The organism is Bradyrhizobium sp. dw_78 (assembly GCF_018449525.1).
Lineage (GTDB): Bacteria > Pseudomonadota > Alphaproteobacteria > Rhizobiales > Xanthobacteraceae > Bradyrhizobium.
In genome coordinates this window covers 117,443-135,406 of sequence record NZ_JAAVUS010000014.1, presented here as the reverse complement: position 1 = coordinate 135,406, position 17,964 = coordinate 117,443, and the positions used below count along the sequence as shown (strand labels likewise).

Genomic DNA, 17,964 nt, shown 5'->3' with positions numbered 1-17,964 from the left:
AATATGCGTCGTTTGGTTGGGTTGGCGATATTCGTCATCGCGATGACTTTTGGCATGGTAGCGCGAGCCGAGCAGGACGAATATGACCCCGCCAAGGTCAGTGACAGCCTCAAGGCAATCTTCCAGTTCGGTTCGGCCGCGACCAAGCAGGCGCTGAACGAAAACACGGTGACATGCATCACCGGCACCATCGGCGGCACCTATGTGCAGTTCGGCGCCGACCTTGCTTCCGTGCTCGACGACGGCAACAATCTGCGCGTGCTGCCGATCGTCGGTCGCGGCTCCGTGCAGAGCGTCGCCGACATCCTGTTCCTGCAGGGCGTCGACATCGGCGTCGTGCGCGCCGACACGCTCGACTACCTCGAAAAGAAGGGGTTTGCGAAAGACATCAAGCGGCAGTTCACCTACGTGACCAAGCTCTACAACGAGGAAATGCAGATCATCGCCTCGAAGTCGATCCGGAGCCTGCGGGATCTGGAGGGCAAGACCGTCAGCGTCGACTTGCCGAACGGCAGCACCTTCGTCACCGTGTTGACGGTGGCCGAGCGGCTCGGGATGAAGGCGAACTGGGTCTATATCGAACAGCGCGTCGCGATGGAGAAGCTGAAGAAGGGCGAGGTCGATGCCGTGATCGTCGTCGGCGGCAAGCCGTACAAGTCGGTCTCGTCCTTTACCAACGATGGCGGCCGCTTCCATCTCGTGAAGGTGGATTATGAAAGGCCGCTGCAAGGCGACTATCTGCCGGCGACGCTGACCTCGAAGGATTATCCGAACCTGATCGCGGACGGCGAGACGGTCGATACCATCGCGGTGCCGGCGCTGCTCGCGGCCTATAATTGGGCGCCGAAGACCGATCGCTATCGAAAGCTTTCACTGTTCGTGGACGCTTTCTTCACCAAGTTCCCCCAGTTCCAGAGGCCGCCCTTCCATCCGAAATGGAAGGAGGTTTCGCTGTCGGCGCCGCTCCCCGGCTGGACCCGTTTCCCTCCGGCCCAGGAATGGCTGGACAAGCACGGCATCGAGCCGCTGACGCGCGAACGATTCGAGACGTTCCTGCGGCAGAATCCGGCAGCGGCGGCGATGCAATCAAGCACTGACAAGGAAGTCTTGTTCAGGCAGTTCCAGGCCTGGGAAGCCTCGCAAAACGCCAAGGCGCAGGCCCGGCCGGCGCAGCAATAGAGCGCCGGCTACCGGTTCCCGCCCATCCGCTTCAAGGCGGCGCGCGCCGCTTCATGGTGGTCTGACGTGATGTGGGTTGCGACCAGCCGGATCGCGGTGGCGAGCACCGCGGCATCATCGGTGAAGCCGAGCACCGGCATCATGTCGGGGATGAAGTCGAACGGCAGGATGAAATAGGCGATCGCGCCCAGCAGCGTGACCTGCACGTGGCGCGGCGTCTGCTTATCGAAGGCGCAATAATACGCGGCCAGCAAATCTTCTGCGAACGGCAGTTGCGCCACCACTCGCTTCAGCTTGATCCAGAAGCGCCGCCTCACGCTTTCGCGGTCCTTGGCCAATTCCTCGGCCGGCTCGAAACCTGCCGTATGTTCGGTTGCCATCGTGCGGGATCCCCAAGCGCTTATCGATTCCGATCGAACCAGAACCGGCCTGTCGCTCTCAATCTTCTGTTTCCGTCTTACTTCTGTTTCCGTCTTGACGGGTCTTCTTCATCCGAACCTGCACTCCCTGAATCAGGTCCAGGCTGGCTTCGGCTCGAAACCGTTTCCCGTATCGAAAACCACCGCGGTCTTTCTTAGCTGGGGATGTCACGCCATCGCTGCAAGATCGTGGAACCGCTCAGCCTGTCCCGAACTGCCCCGCGATCGCATTCATGGCCTTTGCCAGTTCGATGTCGAGCGCGGTGACGCCGCCGGCGTCATGGGTGGCCAGCACCACTTCCACCGTCTTGTAGACGTTCCGCCACTCCGGATGATGGTCGTTTTTCTCGGCGGCCAATGCCACGCGGGCCATGAACCCGAAGGCTTCGCTGAAATTCCTGAAGATAAAGGTGCGGCCAATTGCCTCGCGCCCCGGCGCATCCGCCCAGCCGGGCAAGCCCATCAGCGCCTGCTTCCGCGCTTCCGCCGACAACCGTTCCGCCATGATATCCTCCCGTTCAAGCGATCCCGCACTTCTAACACCGCCGGACGATCCCGGGATCCATCGCGGAATAAAAGCGCCCGCGCCAAGCCTAAGGAGGGAACCATGACGCGGATGTAACCCCGGATCGACGCCAAATTTGCTACAATTGGAGTTCAGCCCCGTTGGCGACCCAGATTGACCCCAAAACGGTTATTTAGGAGATCGATGACCGACGGTCCGGACCTGATCGAAGCGCCCGTGTCGCCATCGCCGCGCCCGGCGCAGCAGCGGCTGACATTCATCCTCCTGGCCGGCATCCTCGCCATCATCGGCGCGCTGGCCGCCGCCTATTATTTCGAGACGCGGCCGGTGATCTTGCGGATAGCCGTAGGCCCTGCAAACAGCGATGACCTCAAGGTGGTGCAGGCGCTGACCCAGGGCTTTGCCCAGACCCATAGCCATATTCGTCTGCGTCCGGTGCCGACCGACGGCGCCGCCGCGAGCGCGCAGGCGCTGGCGGACCGCAAGGTCGATCTCGCGATCATCCGCGGCGATCTTGCCGTGCCGGCAAACGCCCAGGCTGTGGCCACGCTGCGCAAGAACGTCGCGGTGCTGTGGGCGCCTTCGCCCGCCAAGAAAGCCAAGGGCAGAAAGGCCGCGCCGAAGATCACCAAAATTGCGCAACTCTCCGGACGCCGCATCGGCGTCGTCGGCCGCACGCCGGCCAATGTCAATTTGCTCAAGGTGATCCTGCAGCAATACGGCATCGATCCGGCCAAGGTCGATATCGTCCAGTTTCCGGCCTCCGATGTGATCGAAGCAATCCGCGGCCAGAAGGCGGACGCCTATCTCGCCGCGGGGCCGGTCAACAGCAAGATCACCACGGACGCGATCGCCGCATCGACGCGCGATGGCGGCGCCCCGACATTCCTCGCGATCGATTCCGCCGAAGCCATCGCCCAAAATCATCCCAATTACGAAGCGTCCGAAATCCCGGCCGGCGCCTTCGGCGGCTCGCCCGACCGGCCCGACGACGAGGTGAGGACGATCAGCTTCGCCCACCACATCGTGGCCCGCAAGGATTTGCCGGAATCGACCATCGCCGCTTTCACCCGGCAATTATTCGCGATCCGGCGCCAGGTGATGGCGGAATTCCCGCTGGCCGCGAAAATCGAGACGCCGGATACCGACAAGGATGCCGCGATCCCGGTGCATCCGGGCGCAGCCGCGTTTGTCGACGGCGAGGAAAAGACCTTTCTCGACCGCTACAGCGACTTCATCTGGTGGGGGCTGATGGCGCTCTCGGCGATGGGCTCCGCAGGCGCATGGTTCGCGGGCTATCTGAAGAAGGACGAGCGCGACACCCATAGTTCGCGGCGCGACTATCTCCTGAACATGCTGACCGCGGCGCGCCGCTGCGACTCCGTCGAAGAGCTTGACCGGATGCAGGCCGAAGCGGACGACATCCTGCGCAACACGCTGCTCTGCTTCGAACATGGCGCCATCGCGGAAGGCGCGCTGACCGCCTTCAACATCGCGCTGGAGCAGTTTCACAACGCCGTGGCCGACCGCAAGGCGCTTCTCACCGGCGTGCCGCAAAACCTGTCGCGCACCGGCGTCCCATTGCGGGTCACCGGAACGTTGTAGACGGAAGCGCCTTCTGTAATCGGGCCGTCATCAAATCTTCCTAGGTCTGTTGAAGCTTTCAGCCGATCAAGAGCCCTATCGGTTCTGATTGAATCAGAACTGGGCTCTATCATTTTGTTGGACGCGTTTTCTTCACGCGAACCGGAATCCGCTTCGCTCGAAAACGCTATAGGAGGCTCGCATGACGGTCAAAATTCCCCGCAAAGGTTTCCGTGGACTTTCCCGCCGGCGCTTCCTTTCCACCGCCGCTGCAACCGGCTTCACGACGCTGGCCATGCCCTATCTCAGCCGCGCCGCCGACCGGCCGATGGTCACCCACGGCGTGCAATCCGGCGACGTCGGCACCGATGGCGGCGTGGTGTGGTCGCGCACCGACCGGCCGGCGCAGATGATGGTCGAAGTCGATACCGTCGAGTCCTTTGCCAATGCGCGGGCGCTGCCGCCGATCGCGGCATTGCCCGAAACCGACTACACCGCGAAAATGCTGATCGAAAACCTTCCCGCCGGACAGGACATTTTTTATCGCGTCCGCTTCCGCGATCTGTCGCATACCGACGTGGTGGGCGAGCCGGTGGTAGGCCGCTTCCGCACCGCGCCGGCCGACCGGCGTGACGTCAGCTTCGTCTGGGGCGGCGACGTCGCCGGACAGGGCTGGGGCATCAATCCCGACGACGGCGGCATGGTCACCTACGCCGCCATGCACAAGCACCGGCCGGATTTCCTGCTTCACTCGGGCGACACCATCTATGCCGACGGCGTCATCGCCCCGGAGGTGAAGCTCGCCGACGGCAAGATCTGGAAGAACATGACGATCCCGGAAAAGGCCAAGGTCGCCGAGACGCTCGACGAATATCGTGCCGCGCACAAGTACAATCTCCTCGACAACAATGTGCGCGCTTTCAATGCCGATGTGCCGATCTTCGTGCAGTGGGACGACCACGAGGTCACCAACAACTGGTCGATCTCCAAGCATCTCCCGGATACCTACAAGGTGCGCGACATCACCCTGCTCGCAGCGCGCGCCTCCCGCGCGTTTCACGAGATGTATCCGATGCGCGAGAGCATCGTCGAACCGGGCCGGGTTTACCGCACGCTGAATTACGGGCCTCTGCTCGACGTCTTCATGCTGGACGAACGCAGCTATCGCGGCGGCAACGGACCGAATCTGCAAACCAGCTATGGCCCGGATGCCTATTTTATCGGTCCCGACCAGCTCGCCTGGCTGAAGCGCGCGCTGTTGAATTCACGGGCAACCTGGAAGGTGATCGCATCCGATATGCCGCTCAGCCTGATCGTCTATGACGATGGGGCCAACCGGAAAGGCTCGGAAGCATTCGCGCAAGGCGACGGCCCGCCGCGCGGCCGCGAACTCGAGATCGCCGACATCCTGCGCTTCATCAAGACCGCCGGGATCACCAATACAGTGTGGCTGACCGCGGACGTGCATTACACCGCGGCGCATTACTACAACCCCGACAAGGCGCAGTTCCAGGAATTCGAGCCGTTCTGGGAATTCGTCTCAGGCCCCTTCCACGCCGGCACCTTCGGGCCGAACGAACTCGACAACACCTTCGGTCCCGAGGTGAAGTTCGTCAAAGCGCCCGGTGAAAAGCAGAACCTGCCGCCGTCGGACGGCATGCAGTTCTTCGGTCATGTACAGATCGAGGGCAAGACCGGACGGATGACGGTGACGCTGCGGGACCGCGCCGACACGGCCCTATGGTCGACCACGCTCGATCCAAAACTCGGCTGACCGCTGAACCGGACCCGGGTTTCGTTGGTCCTTGGTCATTCCGGGGCGCGTCGGAGGCGCGAACCCGGAATGACCCTTGGATGGGGGTAAACATTCCGTCAGCCCTTGGCCCCGCCCGAGGCGGCGTGTGTCAACACAGCCTCCAGCGCTTCAACCGAGAAGGGTTTTGGCAATCGTGGCCGAACCGCGAACGCGGCCGGAAGCCTGACATCGGCGCCGTAGCCGGTGACGAAGGCGTAGGGAACCCGCAGCGCATCGAGCCGTTCGGCGACCGCAAAACTGTTTTCGCGGAGCAGGCCGACGTCGAGCAGGGCGAAATCAGGCGCGCGCTCGCCGATCAGGTGAAGCGCCTGCGCCACGTTTCCCGCGGTTCGTATCGCTTTCACGCCGAACCTAAGAATCGTGTCCTCAAAATCGAGCGCGATAATGGGATCGTCCTCGACAATCAGGACGTCCTTGGGCATACCGTCGGAAGCGGGCTTCATGGTATCGCGAGGCTCAAGCTTTGGTGGATTGCTCCGGCGACAGCCGGAAGGCGGCCTTAAAATCGGCGCCTCCGAGGAGCACACCGACGGTTCCCGCTGCGAAGACCATCACGCTGCAGTTCCAAAGTCTGCTCACTAGTGAACATAACTATAGCATTTTCGGGCGAAGTGGATTCCGGTTCGCGTGAAGAAAATGCGTCAAAACAAAAAGCTAGAGCCCGGTTCCGATTCAGCCAGAACCGATAAGGCTCTAAACGTTGCGATTGGTTATTGCTGGTCCGGAAACCGGGACCTTCGAGATGCTCACGCGATATGAACGACCGGCCGAAGCCGGCGAGCGGCCATTCAACAATCTTCTGCGGCGCCTGAGCGATGCCGATTTCGCTCTGATCGCGCCGGGCCTCACGCATGAGAAGGCCAGGGCCAACGATCTGCTCTACAGCCCCGGCGACAATGTCGAGACGGTGCATTTTCCGTGCGGTCCGAGCCTGGTGTCGTACATCGTGTCCAATGAAGACGGCCGCGACGTCGAGACCATCCTGATCGGCCGTGAAGGCGCAGTCGGCGGCATTGTCAGCCAAGGCTATCTGCCGGCCTATACCCGCATCATGGTCAAATTCAGCGGACCGTTCTCACGCCTGAAAGTCGGAAAACTCGAAGTTGCGAAAGCCATCTCGCCGACGCTGCGCAGCGTTTTCGCGCGCTATGCCGATTGCATGCTGGCCCAGATCTTCCAGTCGACCGCCTGCAACGCGATCCATTCGATCGAGCAGCGCACCGCGAAATGGATCCTAGCGGCGATGGAGCGCACCAATGGCGACAACACCGTGCCGCTGACCCATGAGCAGCTTGCGACCTTGCTCGGCGTCGGCCGCAGCTATACCAGCCGCGTGATCCAGACCTTCAAGGCGGAAGGCGTGCTGGAGACCCGGCGCGGTTCCATCCTGATCCGCAACCCGGAAGCGCTGCGTATCCGGGCCTGCCTGTGCAACGAGGCGGTCAAAAGCCATTTCGAGGAAGTGCTGCGGGGCGTCTATCCGGCTCCCGAAAAAGACAATTAAGCCGGCGCATGGCGCGAAATGAAGGCTCCGGGCGCGAAACGAGCCATTGTTTTTTGGCCTTTTCTGAATATATTGCGCCGCAACGAGTAAGGATGTGCCCGGTCTCTTTGGCCGGGCTCCTTTTTGGGGGCACGAGCTCCGTCACATCTTAAGGATTTGAGCGTTATTCCGAGGGGCGGGTCCCGGTTTTCCGGCGAGATCGCGCTCCGCCATTGGCCTAGCCAGAAGAACAGCTATGAACCTTCGCAATATTGCCATCATCGCCCACGTCGACCACGGCAAGACTACCCTGGTCGACAAGTTGCTGCAGCAATCCGGCACCTATCGCGACAACCAGCGGCAGGTCGAGCGCGCCATGGACTCCAACGACCTGGAGCGCGAGCGCGGCATCACCATTCTGGCCAAATGCACGTCGGTGCATTGGGAAGACACCCAGATCAACATCGTCGACACCCCGGGCCACGCCGATTTCGGCGGTGAGGTCGAGCGTATCCTGTCGATGGTCGATGGCGTCATCGTCCTGGTGGACGCCGCCGAAGGTCCGATGCCGCAGACCAAATTCGTGGTCGGCAAGGCGCTCAAGCTCGGCCTGAAGCCGATCGTCGCCATCAACAAGGTCGACCGTCCGGACGCTCGCGTCACCGAAGTCGTCAACGAGGTGTTCGACCTGTTCGCCGCCCTCGACGCTACCGACGAACAGCTCGATTTTCCGATTCTCTACGGATCTGGCAAAAACGGCTGGATGGGAACGACACCGGACGCGTCTCACGACGTCGGCATGAAGCCGCTGTTCGATCTCGTCATCAAGCACGTGGCTCCGCCCGTGGTCGAGGAAGGCCCGTTCCGGCTGCTCGGCACCATTCTCGAGGCCAACCCCTATCTCGGCCGCATCATCACCGGCCGCATTGCCTCCGGTTCGGTCAAGCCGAACCAGGCGGTGAAGGTGCTGTCGCGCGACGGCAAGCTGGTCGAAACCGGCCGCATCACCAAGATCCTCGCCTTCCGCGGTCTCGAACGGCAGCCGGTCGATCTGGCCGAAGCCGGCGACATCGTCGCGATCGCCGGCCTGCCCAAGGGCACCGTGGCCGATACTTTCTGCGATCCGAGCGTCGAGGTTCCGATCCAGGCGCAACCGATCGATCCGCCGACGGTATCGATGTCGTTCATCGTCAACAACTCGCCGCTCGCCGGCACCGAAGGCGACAAGGTCACCAGCCGCCTGATCCGCGACCGCCTGCTGCGCGAGGCCGAGGGCAACGTCGCGTTGCGCGTGACCGAAGCCGCCGACCGGGATTCCATGGAAGTGTCGGGCCGCGGCGAATTGCAGCTCGCGATCCTGATCGAGACCATGCGCCGCGAAGGCTTCGAGCTCAGCGTGTCGCGTCCGCGCGTGGTGCTGACCAGGGACGAGAACGGCCAGTTGCTGGAGCCGGTCGAGGAAGTCGTGATCGACGTCGATGAGGAATTCTCCGGCGTCGTCGTGCAGAAGATGAGCGAACGCAAGGCCGAGATGATCGAGATGCGCCCCTCCGGCGGCAATCGGCTGCGGCTGGTGTTCTACGCGCCGACCCGCGGCCTGATCGGCTATCAGGGCGAGTTGATGACCGACACCAAGGGCACGGCGATCATGAACCGCCTGTTCCACAATTACCTTCCCTATAAGGGCGAGATCCAGGGCCGCCGCAACGGCGTCCTGATCTCCAACGATCAGGGCGAGGCCGTGGCCTACGCCATGTTCAAGCTGGAAGACCGCGGCCCGATGATGATCGAGCCCGGTTGGAAGGTCTACAAGGGCATGATCGTCGGCGAGCACACCCGCGAGAACGATCTCGAGATCAACATCCTCAAGGGCAAGCAGCTCACCAACATCCGCACCACCTCGAAGGATGAAGCGGTGCGCCTGACGCCGCCGATCCGGATGACGCTGGAAAAGGCGCTGGCCTATATCGAGGACGACGAGCTGGTCGAGATCACGCCGAAGTCGATCCGCCTGCGCAAGCGTCACCTCGACGCCAACGAACGCAAGCGCGCCGAAAAGACCAAGGAAGTGGTGGCGTGAGGCTATTGGCTTAGCCTCATCTGACTTGGCCTCATCGCTTGCAATATTGATCGTCCTTCCGGGGCCTGCGCCTTACGGCGCATCCCGGAACGACGACGGTGAGATAATCCAATGTCCCTCCCCTCCGAAATCGATGTCGCCATCATCGGCGCCGGTGCGGCCGGCCTTGGCGCCGCACACGCTCTGAACAACTCCGGCCTCTCGGTCATCGTGCTGGAAGCGCGTGAGCGTGTCGGTGGTCGCGCCCACACCATCATGGCCGCGCCCGACATCAGTTTCGATCTTGGCTGCGGCTGGCTGCATTCGGCCGACAAGAACCCGTTCGTCGGTATCGCCGCGCAACTGAATTTCGAGGTCGACAAGACCCGCCCGCCCTGGCGCGAGCAGAGTTTCGACGCCGGCTTTCCGCTGCAGGAGCGGCAGGATTTCATCGAGGCGATCGACGCGTTCTACGATCGCGCGGAGCGAGCCGCCAAGACCGGCAAGGATCCCGCCGCGAGCACCTGTCTCGAGCCCGGCAATCGCTGGAATCCGATGATCGACGCGCTCTCGACCTACATCAACGGCTGCGAGCTCGACTTGGTCTCGACCCTCGATATGGAGGCCTATGAGGACACCGAGATCAATTGGCGCGTGCGGCGCGGCTATGGCGCGCTGATCGGCGCTTATGGCGCGTCATGCCCGCGCGCATTCAACTGCAACGTGACGCGGATCGATCATTCCGGAAAACGCCTGCAGATCGAGACCTCCAAAGGCATGCTCACGGCCGGCAAGGTGATCGTCACCGTGCCGACCAATCTGATCGCCGACCAGGCCATCGGTTTTCACCCGCCCCTGCCGGAAAAGGTGGACGCCGCGCGCGGTTTGCCGCTCGGGCTTGCGGACAAGGTGATGCTGGCGCTGGATCAACCGGAGCAACTGCCGAAAGACGGCAATCTGCGCGGCGCCACCATGCGAACCGCGATGGGCACCTTTCACCTGAGGCCGTTCGGGCAGGCCTGTATCGAGGGATTTTTCGGCGGCAGCTTTGCGCAGGCGCTGGAAGACGCCGGCCCGGGCGCGCTCGCCGCGCAAAGCATCGACGAGATCGCGGCCCTGCTCGGCAACGACTATCGCCGCAGACTGAAGCCGCTGTCCGAATCGCGCTGGTCCCACGACCCGTTCGCGCGCGGCTCTTATTCGCACGCCTTGCCCGGTCATGCAGGGAAACGCGCAGTGCTGGCGGCTCCGGTCGATGGGCGCTTGTTCTTTGCCGGCGAGGCCACCTCGCCGAATTTTTTCTCGACCGCGCATGGGGCACTGGAGAGCGGGCAAAGGGCGGCGGGGGAAGTGCTGGCCGCGCAGGCAAAAACTTAACGGCCGATCGCCGCAGCTTCAGAACCAGCGTTCGCTGACGAGCACGGTATCGCCGGGGCCGATGGGCGTGCCGAGCGGCACGGTGGTGCGTATCGGGCCCGCGCCATCGGTGTGAGTCAAAGTGACCTGGTCGCGCTTGGCGCGCGGCGAGAAACCGCCCGCAATGGCGACCGCGCTTTCGACGGTCATGTTGGGCACATAAGGATATTGTCCGGGCGCCGCGACTTCACCGAGGATGAAGAACGGCCGGTAGGATTCGATCTCCACGGCCACCGATGGCTCGCGGATATAGCCGCTGCGCAGGCGGCGGGCGATCTCGGCGGCGAGTCCCGCCGGCGTTCGTCCGCGTGCCGGCACCGGGCCGATCAGCGGCATGGTGATGGAGCCGCCGGCGTCGATCGCATAGCTGTTGGTGAGGCCTTCCTGGCCGTAGACGACGACCCGTAGCTTGTCGCCGGCATCGAGGTGATACGCGGGATCGTAGCCTCCCGACGCCGCCGCATACGCAACCGGAACAGGCGCGGGCGTATCGTAACGCGACGAGGCAAAGCTGTTGCGTAGCGCCGCGACAGCACCGCCGCTATCCGCGGCATAAGCCGGCGAAGCGACGGCGCGTCGCGGGGCCACGCCATAGGGCTGGCCGTAAGTCATGTAATCGAGATCGCCCGGCTGCGCGGTCGCGACCGGACCTGATGTGTGCATACAACCCGACAAGCCGAGCGCGGTCAGGGCGACAGTGATCGGCAATCGAAATCCGCGCGCAACCGGCACCGGAGACATCCTCTTAGCGAGACAGCCCCAGTCTTGCATCGGCTATGGTTAACAAACGGTGTTAATACACGGCATCGAGCGCGTGCCCGGACCGCCGGTGCGCGCGCGGCTTAGCTCCGCGAATAACCGATCAGCGGCTTGCGGGGACGAAACAGCACCATCAGCAAAATGCCCAGCACGCCCATCACGGCAAAGACCGGCTGATCCAGCACGACCCGGATGACGCTGTTCCAGAGCCAGGGCGCGTGGCTGTCGACCCAGGTCTTGAATGCCTCCTGGCTGGATTGATGGAGGTCGTTCCAGAACTCGCCGAACCGGGTGAAGCGCAGGGTCTGATCGGCCACCCAGCGCGCGCCGTCATAGACCATGAAGATGAATCCGCCGGCCAGCAGCAGAAGCCCCACAAGGCGGAATAAACCGCGGATCATCCGTCACCCTCTTTACCGGCAGCGCCCCGAACGCTGTCAGCCATTAGCGGGGCGGCGCGGGAAATTCAACCTCGTCAACGCCTTATCGGCGGCGCCGGGCCGGGCGGCGGGGTTCGGAAGCGGCCGGAAGGCGTTGACGCTGCAAGCCGCGCCCTTTATAAGGACTGACGATGGCGGCGGGCGCAATCCTGCCGCCGCTATTATTTGAGAGGCGCGGTCATGCGAGCAAGTTTCGCTCCTGACACGGCACCTTTGGAATACCCGAGCACACCCCAGCGTCGATCATACGGTTGAACGGCGGGCGCGGTTTAGTCCGACCACCTGCGACCGGTCACCGCTACAGGAAATTTGAGAGCATGGCCAATACGACCTCTGCCAAGAAAGCGACGCGCAAGATTGCCCGCCGCACCATCATCAACAAATCGCGCCGCACCCAGATGCGCGGCGCCGTTCGCACCGTCGAAGAAGCGATCAAGAGCGGCGATCGCGAAGCGGCGCTGAAGGCGATGACCCGCGCCGAGCCGGAATTGATGCAAGCGGCGCAGCGCAACATCATTCACAAGAACAACGCGAGCCGAAAGGTATCGCGGCTTGCGCACCAGATCGCCAAGCTTGCGAAATGAACTGAACGAAAAAGACATTCGTCAAAGAGCCCGGCAATGCCGGGCTTTTTCTTTTGCGCATCCATCTCGCAGCAACAAGCTTCCGTGCAAGGAGCAACCGCGCTTCCGTGATTTTACTGGATGCCGCTTGCCCTAATCGAAACGCATCGCGCCAGCGCAAGCGATCCGCGTGATGTTGCCTAAGCCGTGAAGCTCTCTGCTTTTTCCGTGAGCATGACCGGCGAGAGTTACCCTGAAAAAGAATCTCGAAAAACGCCGTCTCGCTAGTCACTTACCCGCATAGCGAGCTCAAGCGTTCTGAAAAACGGTATTCGCCGCCGACGATTGTAAAGAATTTATTAAAAATTTTCGCGGCTGCAGCGAGATTTGTGACAACGCCTCGCACACGCGAATCTACGCGGTGATTCAAAAACTTGCTTTGCCATTTCGCGACCGCAGCGTCGCACATACGGATGCCGCGAAGCCGTGCGCCTCGATTCAAGGCATTGCGAGAAATCACGCATCGTGTATTTCTTTGTCTGTTCGCGGCGCCCACGGTTCTCCAGATCAGCGCGGTTTGAAAACCAGGGGCGAACGTGCAAATCGGCGGCGGTGTGCGCGTGTGCGACGCTTTCCAAGCGTTGGATGGGTTATGACTCATAGCAATATGAGCATGGTGGTGCTGTGTCTAAATTTCTCAGGCGGGACATTCATGTCTCGTCCGCTTCGAAAAAGAGAAATACGCACATGCCACGGGGTCCTATCAACGCCGGATGCGAAGGACGCGAACGAAAAGAGGGCTGAGACCAAGCGGTGAGCGGCTGAACGATTTTGAGTGTCAGGCGTTACTGCTGTGTTTTGAGAAATATCTGGACGGACAGCTTGCCGCGAGTCATCGCGGTGAGGGGGGAGGTTGTATGCTTTACGAGATCATCGCGGCGGTCGACTGGATTTCATTTTCAAACGATACCGCGGCTTTAAACGATACCGTGGCCCTTACCTCCAGCGTCGCCAGTACGCGGCCTCCAGCGCGAGCTCCGGACACACCGTCGAGTACTCGCTGACCTCGCGGAGGCTCTTTCTTCCAATCGAAGATCTGTCATGCGGCGTTGCGCCGAACGGCTGGTCTATGTCTGGAAGAAACTTCGCTTGAGGTCACGCCGCGCAGAATTCTGCACGGCGATTTTCATCCACCCAAAGATTTACTCTTGCAGAAAAGTCGTCAGGCAATGTCAAACATGGAACAGGATCGCTGGTCGCGCGTGAAGGGCCGGTTGCGCTCGAGCGTGGGGGAAGACGTTTATACCAGCTGGTTCGCGCGAATGGATCTGGAAGGCGTGCAGGACGAAAGCGTCCGCCTGTCGGTCCCGACGCGGTTTCTCAAGAGCTGGATCCAGGCCCATTACGCCGAGCGCGTTCTCTCCTGCTGGCAGGCCGAGATGCCGGAAGTACACCGGATCGACCTTACCGTGCGCACCGCGCTGCGGCCCGCTGCACCCGCCAAGGAGATGCCCGCGCCGGTGGATACGCGCCGCGTCGAGCGCGCCGCGCCCGAATTGCGCGCGACCGCGACCACGCCGGTTTCGGTCAATCATGACGCGCTCGGCGGCTCGCCGCTCGATCCGCGGCTGACCTTCGCAAGCTTCGTCATCGGCCGCTCCAACACGCTGGCGCATGCGGCGGCGCGTCAGGTGGCCGAAGGACGGCGCGGCGATCCCGTGATGTTCAATCCGCTTTACATTCACGCCGGCGTCGGGCTCGGCAAGACCCACCTGTTGCAGGCGGTGACCTGGGCCGGCAATTCCGGCAACGAACGCAAGGTGCTTTACCTCACCGCGGAAAAATTCATGTACGGCTTCGTCGCGGCGCTGAAGACGCAGACGGCGCTGGCCTTCAAGGAAGCGCTGCGCGGCATCGACGTGCTGGTGATCGACGATCTGCAGTTTTTGCAGGGTAAATCGACCCAGGCCGAATTCTGCCACACGCTGAACGCGCTGATCGACGCCGGCCGCCAGGTCGTGATCGCCGCCGACCGTCCGCCGTCCGATCTCGAAAGCCTCGACGACCGCGTGCGCTCGCGCCTGGCCGGAGGGCTCGTGGTCGAGATGGGATCGCTCGGCGAAGAATTGCGGCTCGGAATCCTCAAGTCGCGCGTCGCCGCCGCCCGCGCCCATCATGCCAGCTTCAGCGTGCCGGACCCGGTGCTCGATTATCTGGCGCGGACCATCACCCATAATGGCCGCGACCTCGAAGGCGCGATCAACCGCCTGCTGGCGCACAGCAAGCTCAACGCCCAGCCGGTGACGCTCGAGATGGCCGAGCGCGAAGTGCGCGACCTGATCCGCCCCCAGGAGCCTAAGCGCATCAAGATCGAGGACATTCAACGGGTGGTGGCGCGGCAGTACAATGTCAGCCGCTCCGACCTGCTGTCCTCACGCCGCACCGCCAACGTGGTGCGCCCGCGCCAAGTCGCGATGTATCTGGCCAAGACGATGACGCTGCGCTCGTTACCCGAGATCGGCCGTCGTTTCGGGGGACGCGATCACACCACGGTGCTGCACGCCGTGCGCAAGATCGAGGCGCTGGTCGGAAAGGACACGACGCTCTCCGAAGAGGTCGACGCGCTGAAGCGCCAGCTGCAGCAGGAGTGAGCCGCCTGCTGCCGTCTTCATGACATTCCGTCCCCTTGCCGTCCTGCCTTGTCGCTCCTCCCTTTGACCGGGGAAGAGCGGCAAAACTTCGCCAAAACGTGGGAAACGGCCTCGCGGTCTCTTGCGCTGGCGCGCCATCCGCGCCACCTTGGGGTCCCCCCGCGGGTTTGATCAAATCCAGCTTTGATCGGGCCTTTCGGGTATCAAACGCCCGGCGCGCCCCTTGTGGGCTGCCCGGCTTCCCCATTTTCGGATCAGGCGGGTATAGCAATGAAGGTCACCGTCGAACGCGCGCAACTTCTGAAATCGCTGGGACACGTCCACCGCGTGGTGGAACGCCGCAACACCATCCCGATTCTGGGCAACGTCTTGGTCCGCGCCGAAAGCGCCCGGCTGTCGCTGAAGGCCACCGATCTCGATCTTGAGGTGACGGAAACTCTGGCGGCGGAATCCGGCACCGGCGGGTCGACCACCGTGCCGGCGCATATGTTCTACGACATCGTCCGCAAGCTGCCGGACGGCGCGCAGGTCGTGCTGGAAGGCGATGGCGATCGCGCGGTGCTGGCGATCCGCGCCGGCCGGTCGCGCTTCACGCTGCAAACGCTGCCGGAAAACGATTTTCCCGATCTCGCCGCCGGCGACATGACGCACTCCTTCACGCTCGCCGCCTCCGACATGAAGCGGTTGATCGATCGCACGCAATTTGCGATCTCGACCGAGGAGACCCGTTATTATCTCAACGGCATCTATCTGCACGCCGCCGGCGACGCCAAGAATGCGACCCTGCGCGCGGTCGCGACCGACGGGCATCGTCTGGCCCAGATCGACCTGCCGCTACCGAAGGGCGCATCGGGCATGCCGGGCGTCATCGTCCCGCGCAAGACCGTCGGCGAAGTGCAGCGCCTGATCGAAGACAATGAAGCCGAGATTCAGATCGAATTGTCGCAAGGCAAGATCCGTTTCACCATCGGCAATGTCGTGCTGACCTCGAAGCTGATCGACGGCACGTTCCCGGATTACAGCCGGGTCATTCCGCAGAACAACGACAAGGAACTGATCGTCGACAAGAAGGACTTCGAGGCCGCGGTCGACCGCGTTTCGACGATCTCCAGCGAGCGCGGCCGCGCCGTCAAGCTATCGCTGTCGCCGGGCAAGCTGGTGCTGTCGGTGACCAATCCGGATTCCGGCAGCGCCACCGAAGAACTCGAAGTCGAATATGCCTCCGACGCGCTCGATATCGGATTCAACTCGCGCTACCTGCTCGACATCGCCGCCCAGATCGAGGGCGAGGTCGCGGTGCTCAAACTGGCCGATCCAGGCTCGCCGACGCTGGTCCAGGACAAGGATGCCAAGGGCGCGCTCTACGTGCTGATGCCGATGCGGGTGTGAGTTCTACAGCCGTCATTGCTTCATAGTCGTCATTGCCGGGCTTGACCCGGCAATCCATCAAAACTGAAATGGGCTATTGGGTGTACATTCTCGCAAACAAGCCCGACGGAACGCTCTATGTCGGCGTGACGAACAATCTGATGCGGCGCGTTTACGAGCATCGGGAAGGTCTGGCCGACGGCTTTACCAAGCGCTACGGCATCAAGATCCTGGTCTATTTTGAAGCGCATGACACGATCGCCGCGGCGCTTCAACGCGAGAAGAACATCAAGCATTGATCGCGCGAGTGGAAAATCGATTTGATCATCGCGAGCAATCCGGACTGGCGAGATTTATATGAAGATATTGTCCGCTGATGCGGACGATGGATTGCCGGGTCAAGCCCGGCAATGACGAGCAGCATGACCCCTTCCCGCATCCGACGCCTCGGCCTGACGCATTTCCGCAATTATCGCGCGGCGGGCCTTGAGACGCGCGGCGAGATGGTGGTGCTGGTGGGGCCCAACGGAGCCGGCAAGACCAACTGCATCGAAGCGATCTCGTTTCTGTCGCCTGGGCGCGGGCTGCGTCGCGCGACGCTTGACGAAGTCGCCGATATCCAGGGAGACGGCTCCTGGGCGGTATCGGCCGAGGTGGAAGGCGCGCTGGGGCTGGCCACGCTTGGCACCGGCATTGACGCTCCGGCCGGCGAAGCCGCCGCCACCAGCCGTCGCTGCCGGATCGACCGCGAGCCGGTCGGCTCGGCTACGGCGTTCGGCGATCATCTGCGCATGGTCTGGCTGACGCCGTCGATGGACGGGCTGTTCGCGGGCGGAGCGTCGGAGCGGCGGCGCTTTTTCGATCGCCTGGTGCTGGCGATCGACAGCGAACATTCGGCGCGGGTCTCGGCGCTCGACCGCTCGTTGCGATCGCGCAACCGGCTGCTCGAGGTGCGCAATTTCGACGACCATTGGTGCGACGCGATCGAGCGCGAAACCGCCGAACTGGCCGTCGCGGTGGCGGCGACACGCGGCCAGACCCTGACCAGACTGGCCGCGATGCTGCGCCAGCGCGGCGCGCAGTCCGCGTTCCCTGCCGCGGCGATCGCGCTGGACGGCTGGATGGAGAATGCGCTGGTAAACGAGCCGGCTACGGCCGTCGAGGACCGCTATCGCGAAATCCTGCGCCAGGGACGCGCCCGCGACGCCGCCGCCGGCCGCACGCTCGATGGCCCTCATCTGACCGATCTGCAAGTGATCTACGCGCCGAAAAACATGCCGGCCCGTGACGCCTCGACCGGCGAGCAAAAGGCGCTGCTGATCGGGCTAGTGCTGGCGCATGCCAGCCTGGTTGCGGAAATGACCGGCATCATACCGCTGCTGCTGCTCGACGAGGTGGTCGCGCATCTCGATCCCGCCAGGCGCAAGGCGCTGTTCGCGGAACTGGCCAGGCTCGGCTCCCAGGTCTGGATGACCGGCGCCGATCCCGCCGCCTTCGCGGATATCGGCGCATCGGGTGAGATTTTCGACGTCGAGTCCGGCCGTATCACGCCACGCGGCCGCACCTGATCGCTCTTGCTTGTTGGCGATTTTCGGCGCCTCGTTCGCGCCGCGTGGAGGGTACGAAAGCCAGTTCCGGGGAGCGCTGCCGCACGCCCGAATCAGCCTTTTTCAACCCCCTCGAATCGATCCCCGAGCGCCT

The 17,964-nt window shown here is 62.8% G+C and carries 15 protein-coding genes and 1 pseudogene; 11 read left to right on the top strand and 5 right to left on the bottom strand.

The genetic code is table 11. The annotated features are described in order from the left end of the window. Nucleotides 1–3: 3 nt before the first annotated feature. Nucleotides 4–1,179 carry a TAXI family TRAP transporter solute-binding subunit gene (locus HB630_RS26855; RefSeq protein WP_213775740.1) on the top strand — a complete coding sequence of 392 codons (1,176 nt, stop codon included), beginning with the start codon at nucleotides 4–6 and terminating at the stop codon, nucleotides 1,177–1,179. Nucleotides 1,180–1,187: 8 nt separating this feature from the next. On the opposite strand, the gene HB630_RS26850 is transcribed toward HB630_RS26855, so the two are convergent. Further along, on the bottom strand, nucleotides 1,188–1,559 hold the full coding sequence (locus tag HB630_RS26850) for a YkvA family protein (RefSeq protein WP_213775739.1): 372 nt from the start codon (nucleotides 1,557–1,559) through the stop codon (nucleotides 1,188–1,190). A gap of 238 nt (nucleotides 1,560–1,797) precedes the next feature. Continuing rightward, a complete protein-coding gene (locus HB630_RS26845) occupies nucleotides 1,798–2,103 on the bottom strand; it encodes a 4a-hydroxytetrahydrobiopterin dehydratase (protein ID WP_213775738.1) in 306 nt (101 codons plus the stop codon). Nucleotides 2,104–2,307: 204 nt separating this feature from the next. On the opposite strand from HB630_RS26845, the gene HB630_RS26840 reads away from it, so the two are divergent. Together HB630_RS26840 and HB630_RS26835 are read left to right on the top strand one after the other, a co-directional pair. Beyond that, nucleotides 2,308–3,729: a TAXI family TRAP transporter solute-binding subunit gene (locus HB630_RS26840; RefSeq protein WP_213775737.1), complete on the top strand. Its 1,422-nt coding sequence runs from the start codon at nucleotides 2,308–2,310 to the stop codon at nucleotides 3,727–3,729. A 181-nt stretch (nucleotides 3,730–3,910) separates the two neighbouring features. Further along, nucleotides 3,911–5,482 carry an alkaline phosphatase D family protein gene (locus tag HB630_RS26835; RefSeq protein ID WP_213775736.1) on the top strand — a complete coding sequence of 524 codons (1,572 nt, stop codon included), beginning with the start codon at nucleotides 3,911–3,913 and terminating at the stop codon, nucleotides 5,480–5,482. A 98-nt stretch (nucleotides 5,483–5,580) separates the two neighbouring features. Here the strand turns inward: HB630_RS26835 and HB630_RS26830 are convergent, their stop codons facing one another. Continuing rightward, nucleotides 5,581–5,967 (bottom strand): response regulator, encoded by a 387-nt coding sequence (locus HB630_RS26830; protein WP_213775735.1) that lies wholly within the window; start codon nucleotides 5,965–5,967, stop codon nucleotides 5,581–5,583. Between the two features lie 299 nt (nucleotides 5,968–6,266). On the opposite strand from HB630_RS26830, the gene HB630_RS26825 reads away from it, so the two are divergent. From HB630_RS26825 to HB630_RS26815, 3 genes are all read left to right on the top strand, one after another. Continuing rightward, on the top strand, nucleotides 6,267–7,028 hold the full coding sequence (locus HB630_RS26825; protein ID WP_213775734.1) for a Crp/Fnr family transcriptional regulator: 762 nt from the start codon (nucleotides 6,267–6,269) through the stop codon (nucleotides 7,026–7,028). A gap of 235 nt (nucleotides 7,029–7,263) precedes the next feature. After that, nucleotides 7,264–9,087 carry a translational GTPase TypA gene (typA, locus tag HB630_RS26820; protein WP_213775733.1) on the top strand — a complete coding sequence of 608 codons (1,824 nt, stop codon included), beginning with the start codon at nucleotides 7,264–7,266 and terminating at the stop codon, nucleotides 9,085–9,087. 111 nt (nucleotides 9,088–9,198) lie between these two features. Next, nucleotides 9,199–10,443: an NAD(P)/FAD-dependent oxidoreductase gene (locus tag HB630_RS26815; RefSeq protein WP_213775732.1), complete on the top strand. Its 1,245-nt coding sequence runs from the start codon at nucleotides 9,199–9,201 to the stop codon at nucleotides 10,441–10,443. A gap of 18 nt (nucleotides 10,444–10,461) precedes the next feature. Here the strand turns inward: HB630_RS26815 and HB630_RS26810 are convergent, their stop codons facing one another. After that, nucleotides 10,462–11,223, bottom strand: coding sequence for a polysaccharide biosynthesis/export family protein (locus HB630_RS26810; protein WP_213775731.1), 762 nt, complete (start codon nucleotides 11,221–11,223; stop codon nucleotides 10,462–10,464). A gap of 101 nt (nucleotides 11,224–11,324) precedes the next feature. Beyond that, on the bottom strand, nucleotides 11,325–11,642 hold the full coding sequence (locus HB630_RS26805; RefSeq protein ID WP_213775730.1) for a hypothetical protein: 318 nt from the start codon (nucleotides 11,640–11,642) through the stop codon (nucleotides 11,325–11,327). A 356-nt stretch (nucleotides 11,643–11,998) separates the two neighbouring features. Between HB630_RS26805 and rpsT the strand changes: the two genes are divergently transcribed. The 5 genes and pseudogenes from rpsT (at nucleotide 11,999) to recF (ending at nucleotide 17,831) form a co-directional block, all read left to right on the top strand. Next, on the top strand, nucleotides 11,999–12,265 hold the full coding sequence (rpsT, locus tag HB630_RS26800; protein WP_213775729.1) for a 30S ribosomal protein S20: 267 nt from the start codon (nucleotides 11,999–12,001) through the stop codon (nucleotides 12,263–12,265). 1,208 nt (nucleotides 12,266–13,473) lie between these two features. After that, complete coding sequence (dnaA, locus tag HB630_RS26795; RefSeq protein WP_213775728.1) at nucleotides 13,474–14,895, top strand: chromosomal replication initiator protein DnaA; 1,422 nt, start codon at nucleotides 13,474–13,476, stop codon at nucleotides 14,893–14,895. 270 nt (nucleotides 14,896–15,165) lie between these two features. Next, nucleotides 15,166–16,284 (top strand): DNA polymerase III subunit beta, encoded by a 1,119-nt coding sequence (gene dnaN / locus HB630_RS26790; RefSeq protein WP_213775727.1) that lies wholly within the window; start codon nucleotides 15,166–15,168, stop codon nucleotides 16,282–16,284. A 68-nt stretch (nucleotides 16,285–16,352) separates the two neighbouring features. Then, nucleotides 16,353–16,640 (top strand): annotated as a pseudogene (locus HB630_RS26785) (GIY-YIG nuclease family protein). Nucleotides 16,641–16,685: 45 nt separating this feature from the next. Continuing rightward, a complete protein-coding gene (recF, locus tag HB630_RS26780) occupies nucleotides 16,686–17,831 on the top strand; it encodes a DNA replication/repair protein RecF (protein WP_213775726.1) in 1,146 nt (381 codons plus the stop codon). Nucleotides 17,832–17,964 lie beyond the last annotated feature (133 nt).

What these genes read in the sequence shown, in the direction of transcription:
- dnaA (WP_213775728.1), top strand. Translation starts at nt 13,474, where the DNA reads ATGTCAAACATGGAACAGGATCGCTGGTCGCGCGTGAAGGGCCGGTTG.
- HB630_RS26815 (WP_213775732.1), top strand. Translation starts at nt 9,199, where the DNA reads ATGTCCCTCCCCTCCGAAATCGATGTCGCCATCATCGGCGCCGGTGCG.
- typA (WP_213775733.1), top strand. Translation starts at nt 7,264, where the DNA reads ATGAACCTTCGCAATATTGCCATCATCGCCCACGTCGACCACGGCAAG.
- HB630_RS26835 (WP_213775736.1), top strand. Translation starts at nt 3,911, where the DNA reads ATGACGGTCAAAATTCCCCGCAAAGGTTTCCGTGGACTTTCCCGCCGG.
- HB630_RS26850 (WP_213775739.1), bottom strand. Translation starts at nt 1,559, where the DNA reads ATGGCAACCGAACATACGGCAGGTTTCGAGCCGGCCGAGGAATTGGCC.
- HB630_RS26830 (WP_213775735.1), bottom strand. Translation starts at nt 5,967, where the DNA reads ATGAAGCCCGCTTCCGACGGTATGCCCAAGGACGTCCTGATTGTCGAG.
- HB630_RS26855 (WP_213775740.1), top strand. Translation starts at nt 4, where the DNA reads ATGCGTCGTTTGGTTGGGTTGGCGATATTCGTCATCGCGATGACTTTT.
- HB630_RS26810 (WP_213775731.1), bottom strand. Translation starts at nt 11,223, where the DNA reads ATGTCTCCGGTGCCGGTTGCGCGCGGATTTCGATTGCCGATCACTGTC.
- recF (WP_213775726.1), top strand. Translation starts at nt 16,686, where the DNA reads ATGACCCCTTCCCGCATCCGACGCCTCGGCCTGACGCATTTCCGCAAT.
- rpsT (WP_213775729.1), top strand. Translation starts at nt 11,999, where the DNA reads ATGGCCAATACGACCTCTGCCAAGAAAGCGACGCGCAAGATTGCCCGC.
- HB630_RS26805 (WP_213775730.1), bottom strand. Translation starts at nt 11,642, where the DNA reads ATGATCCGCGGTTTATTCCGCCTTGTGGGGCTTCTGCTGCTGGCCGGC.
- HB630_RS26840 (WP_213775737.1), top strand. Translation starts at nt 2,308, where the DNA reads ATGACCGACGGTCCGGACCTGATCGAAGCGCCCGTGTCGCCATCGCCG.
- HB630_RS26845 (WP_213775738.1), bottom strand. Translation starts at nt 2,103, where the DNA reads ATGGCGGAACGGTTGTCGGCGGAAGCGCGGAAGCAGGCGCTGATGGGC.
- HB630_RS26825 (WP_213775734.1), top strand. Translation starts at nt 6,267, where the DNA reads ATGCTCACGCGATATGAACGACCGGCCGAAGCCGGCGAGCGGCCATTC.
- dnaN (WP_213775727.1), top strand. Translation starts at nt 15,166, where the DNA reads ATGAAGGTCACCGTCGAACGCGCGCAACTTCTGAAATCGCTGGGACAC.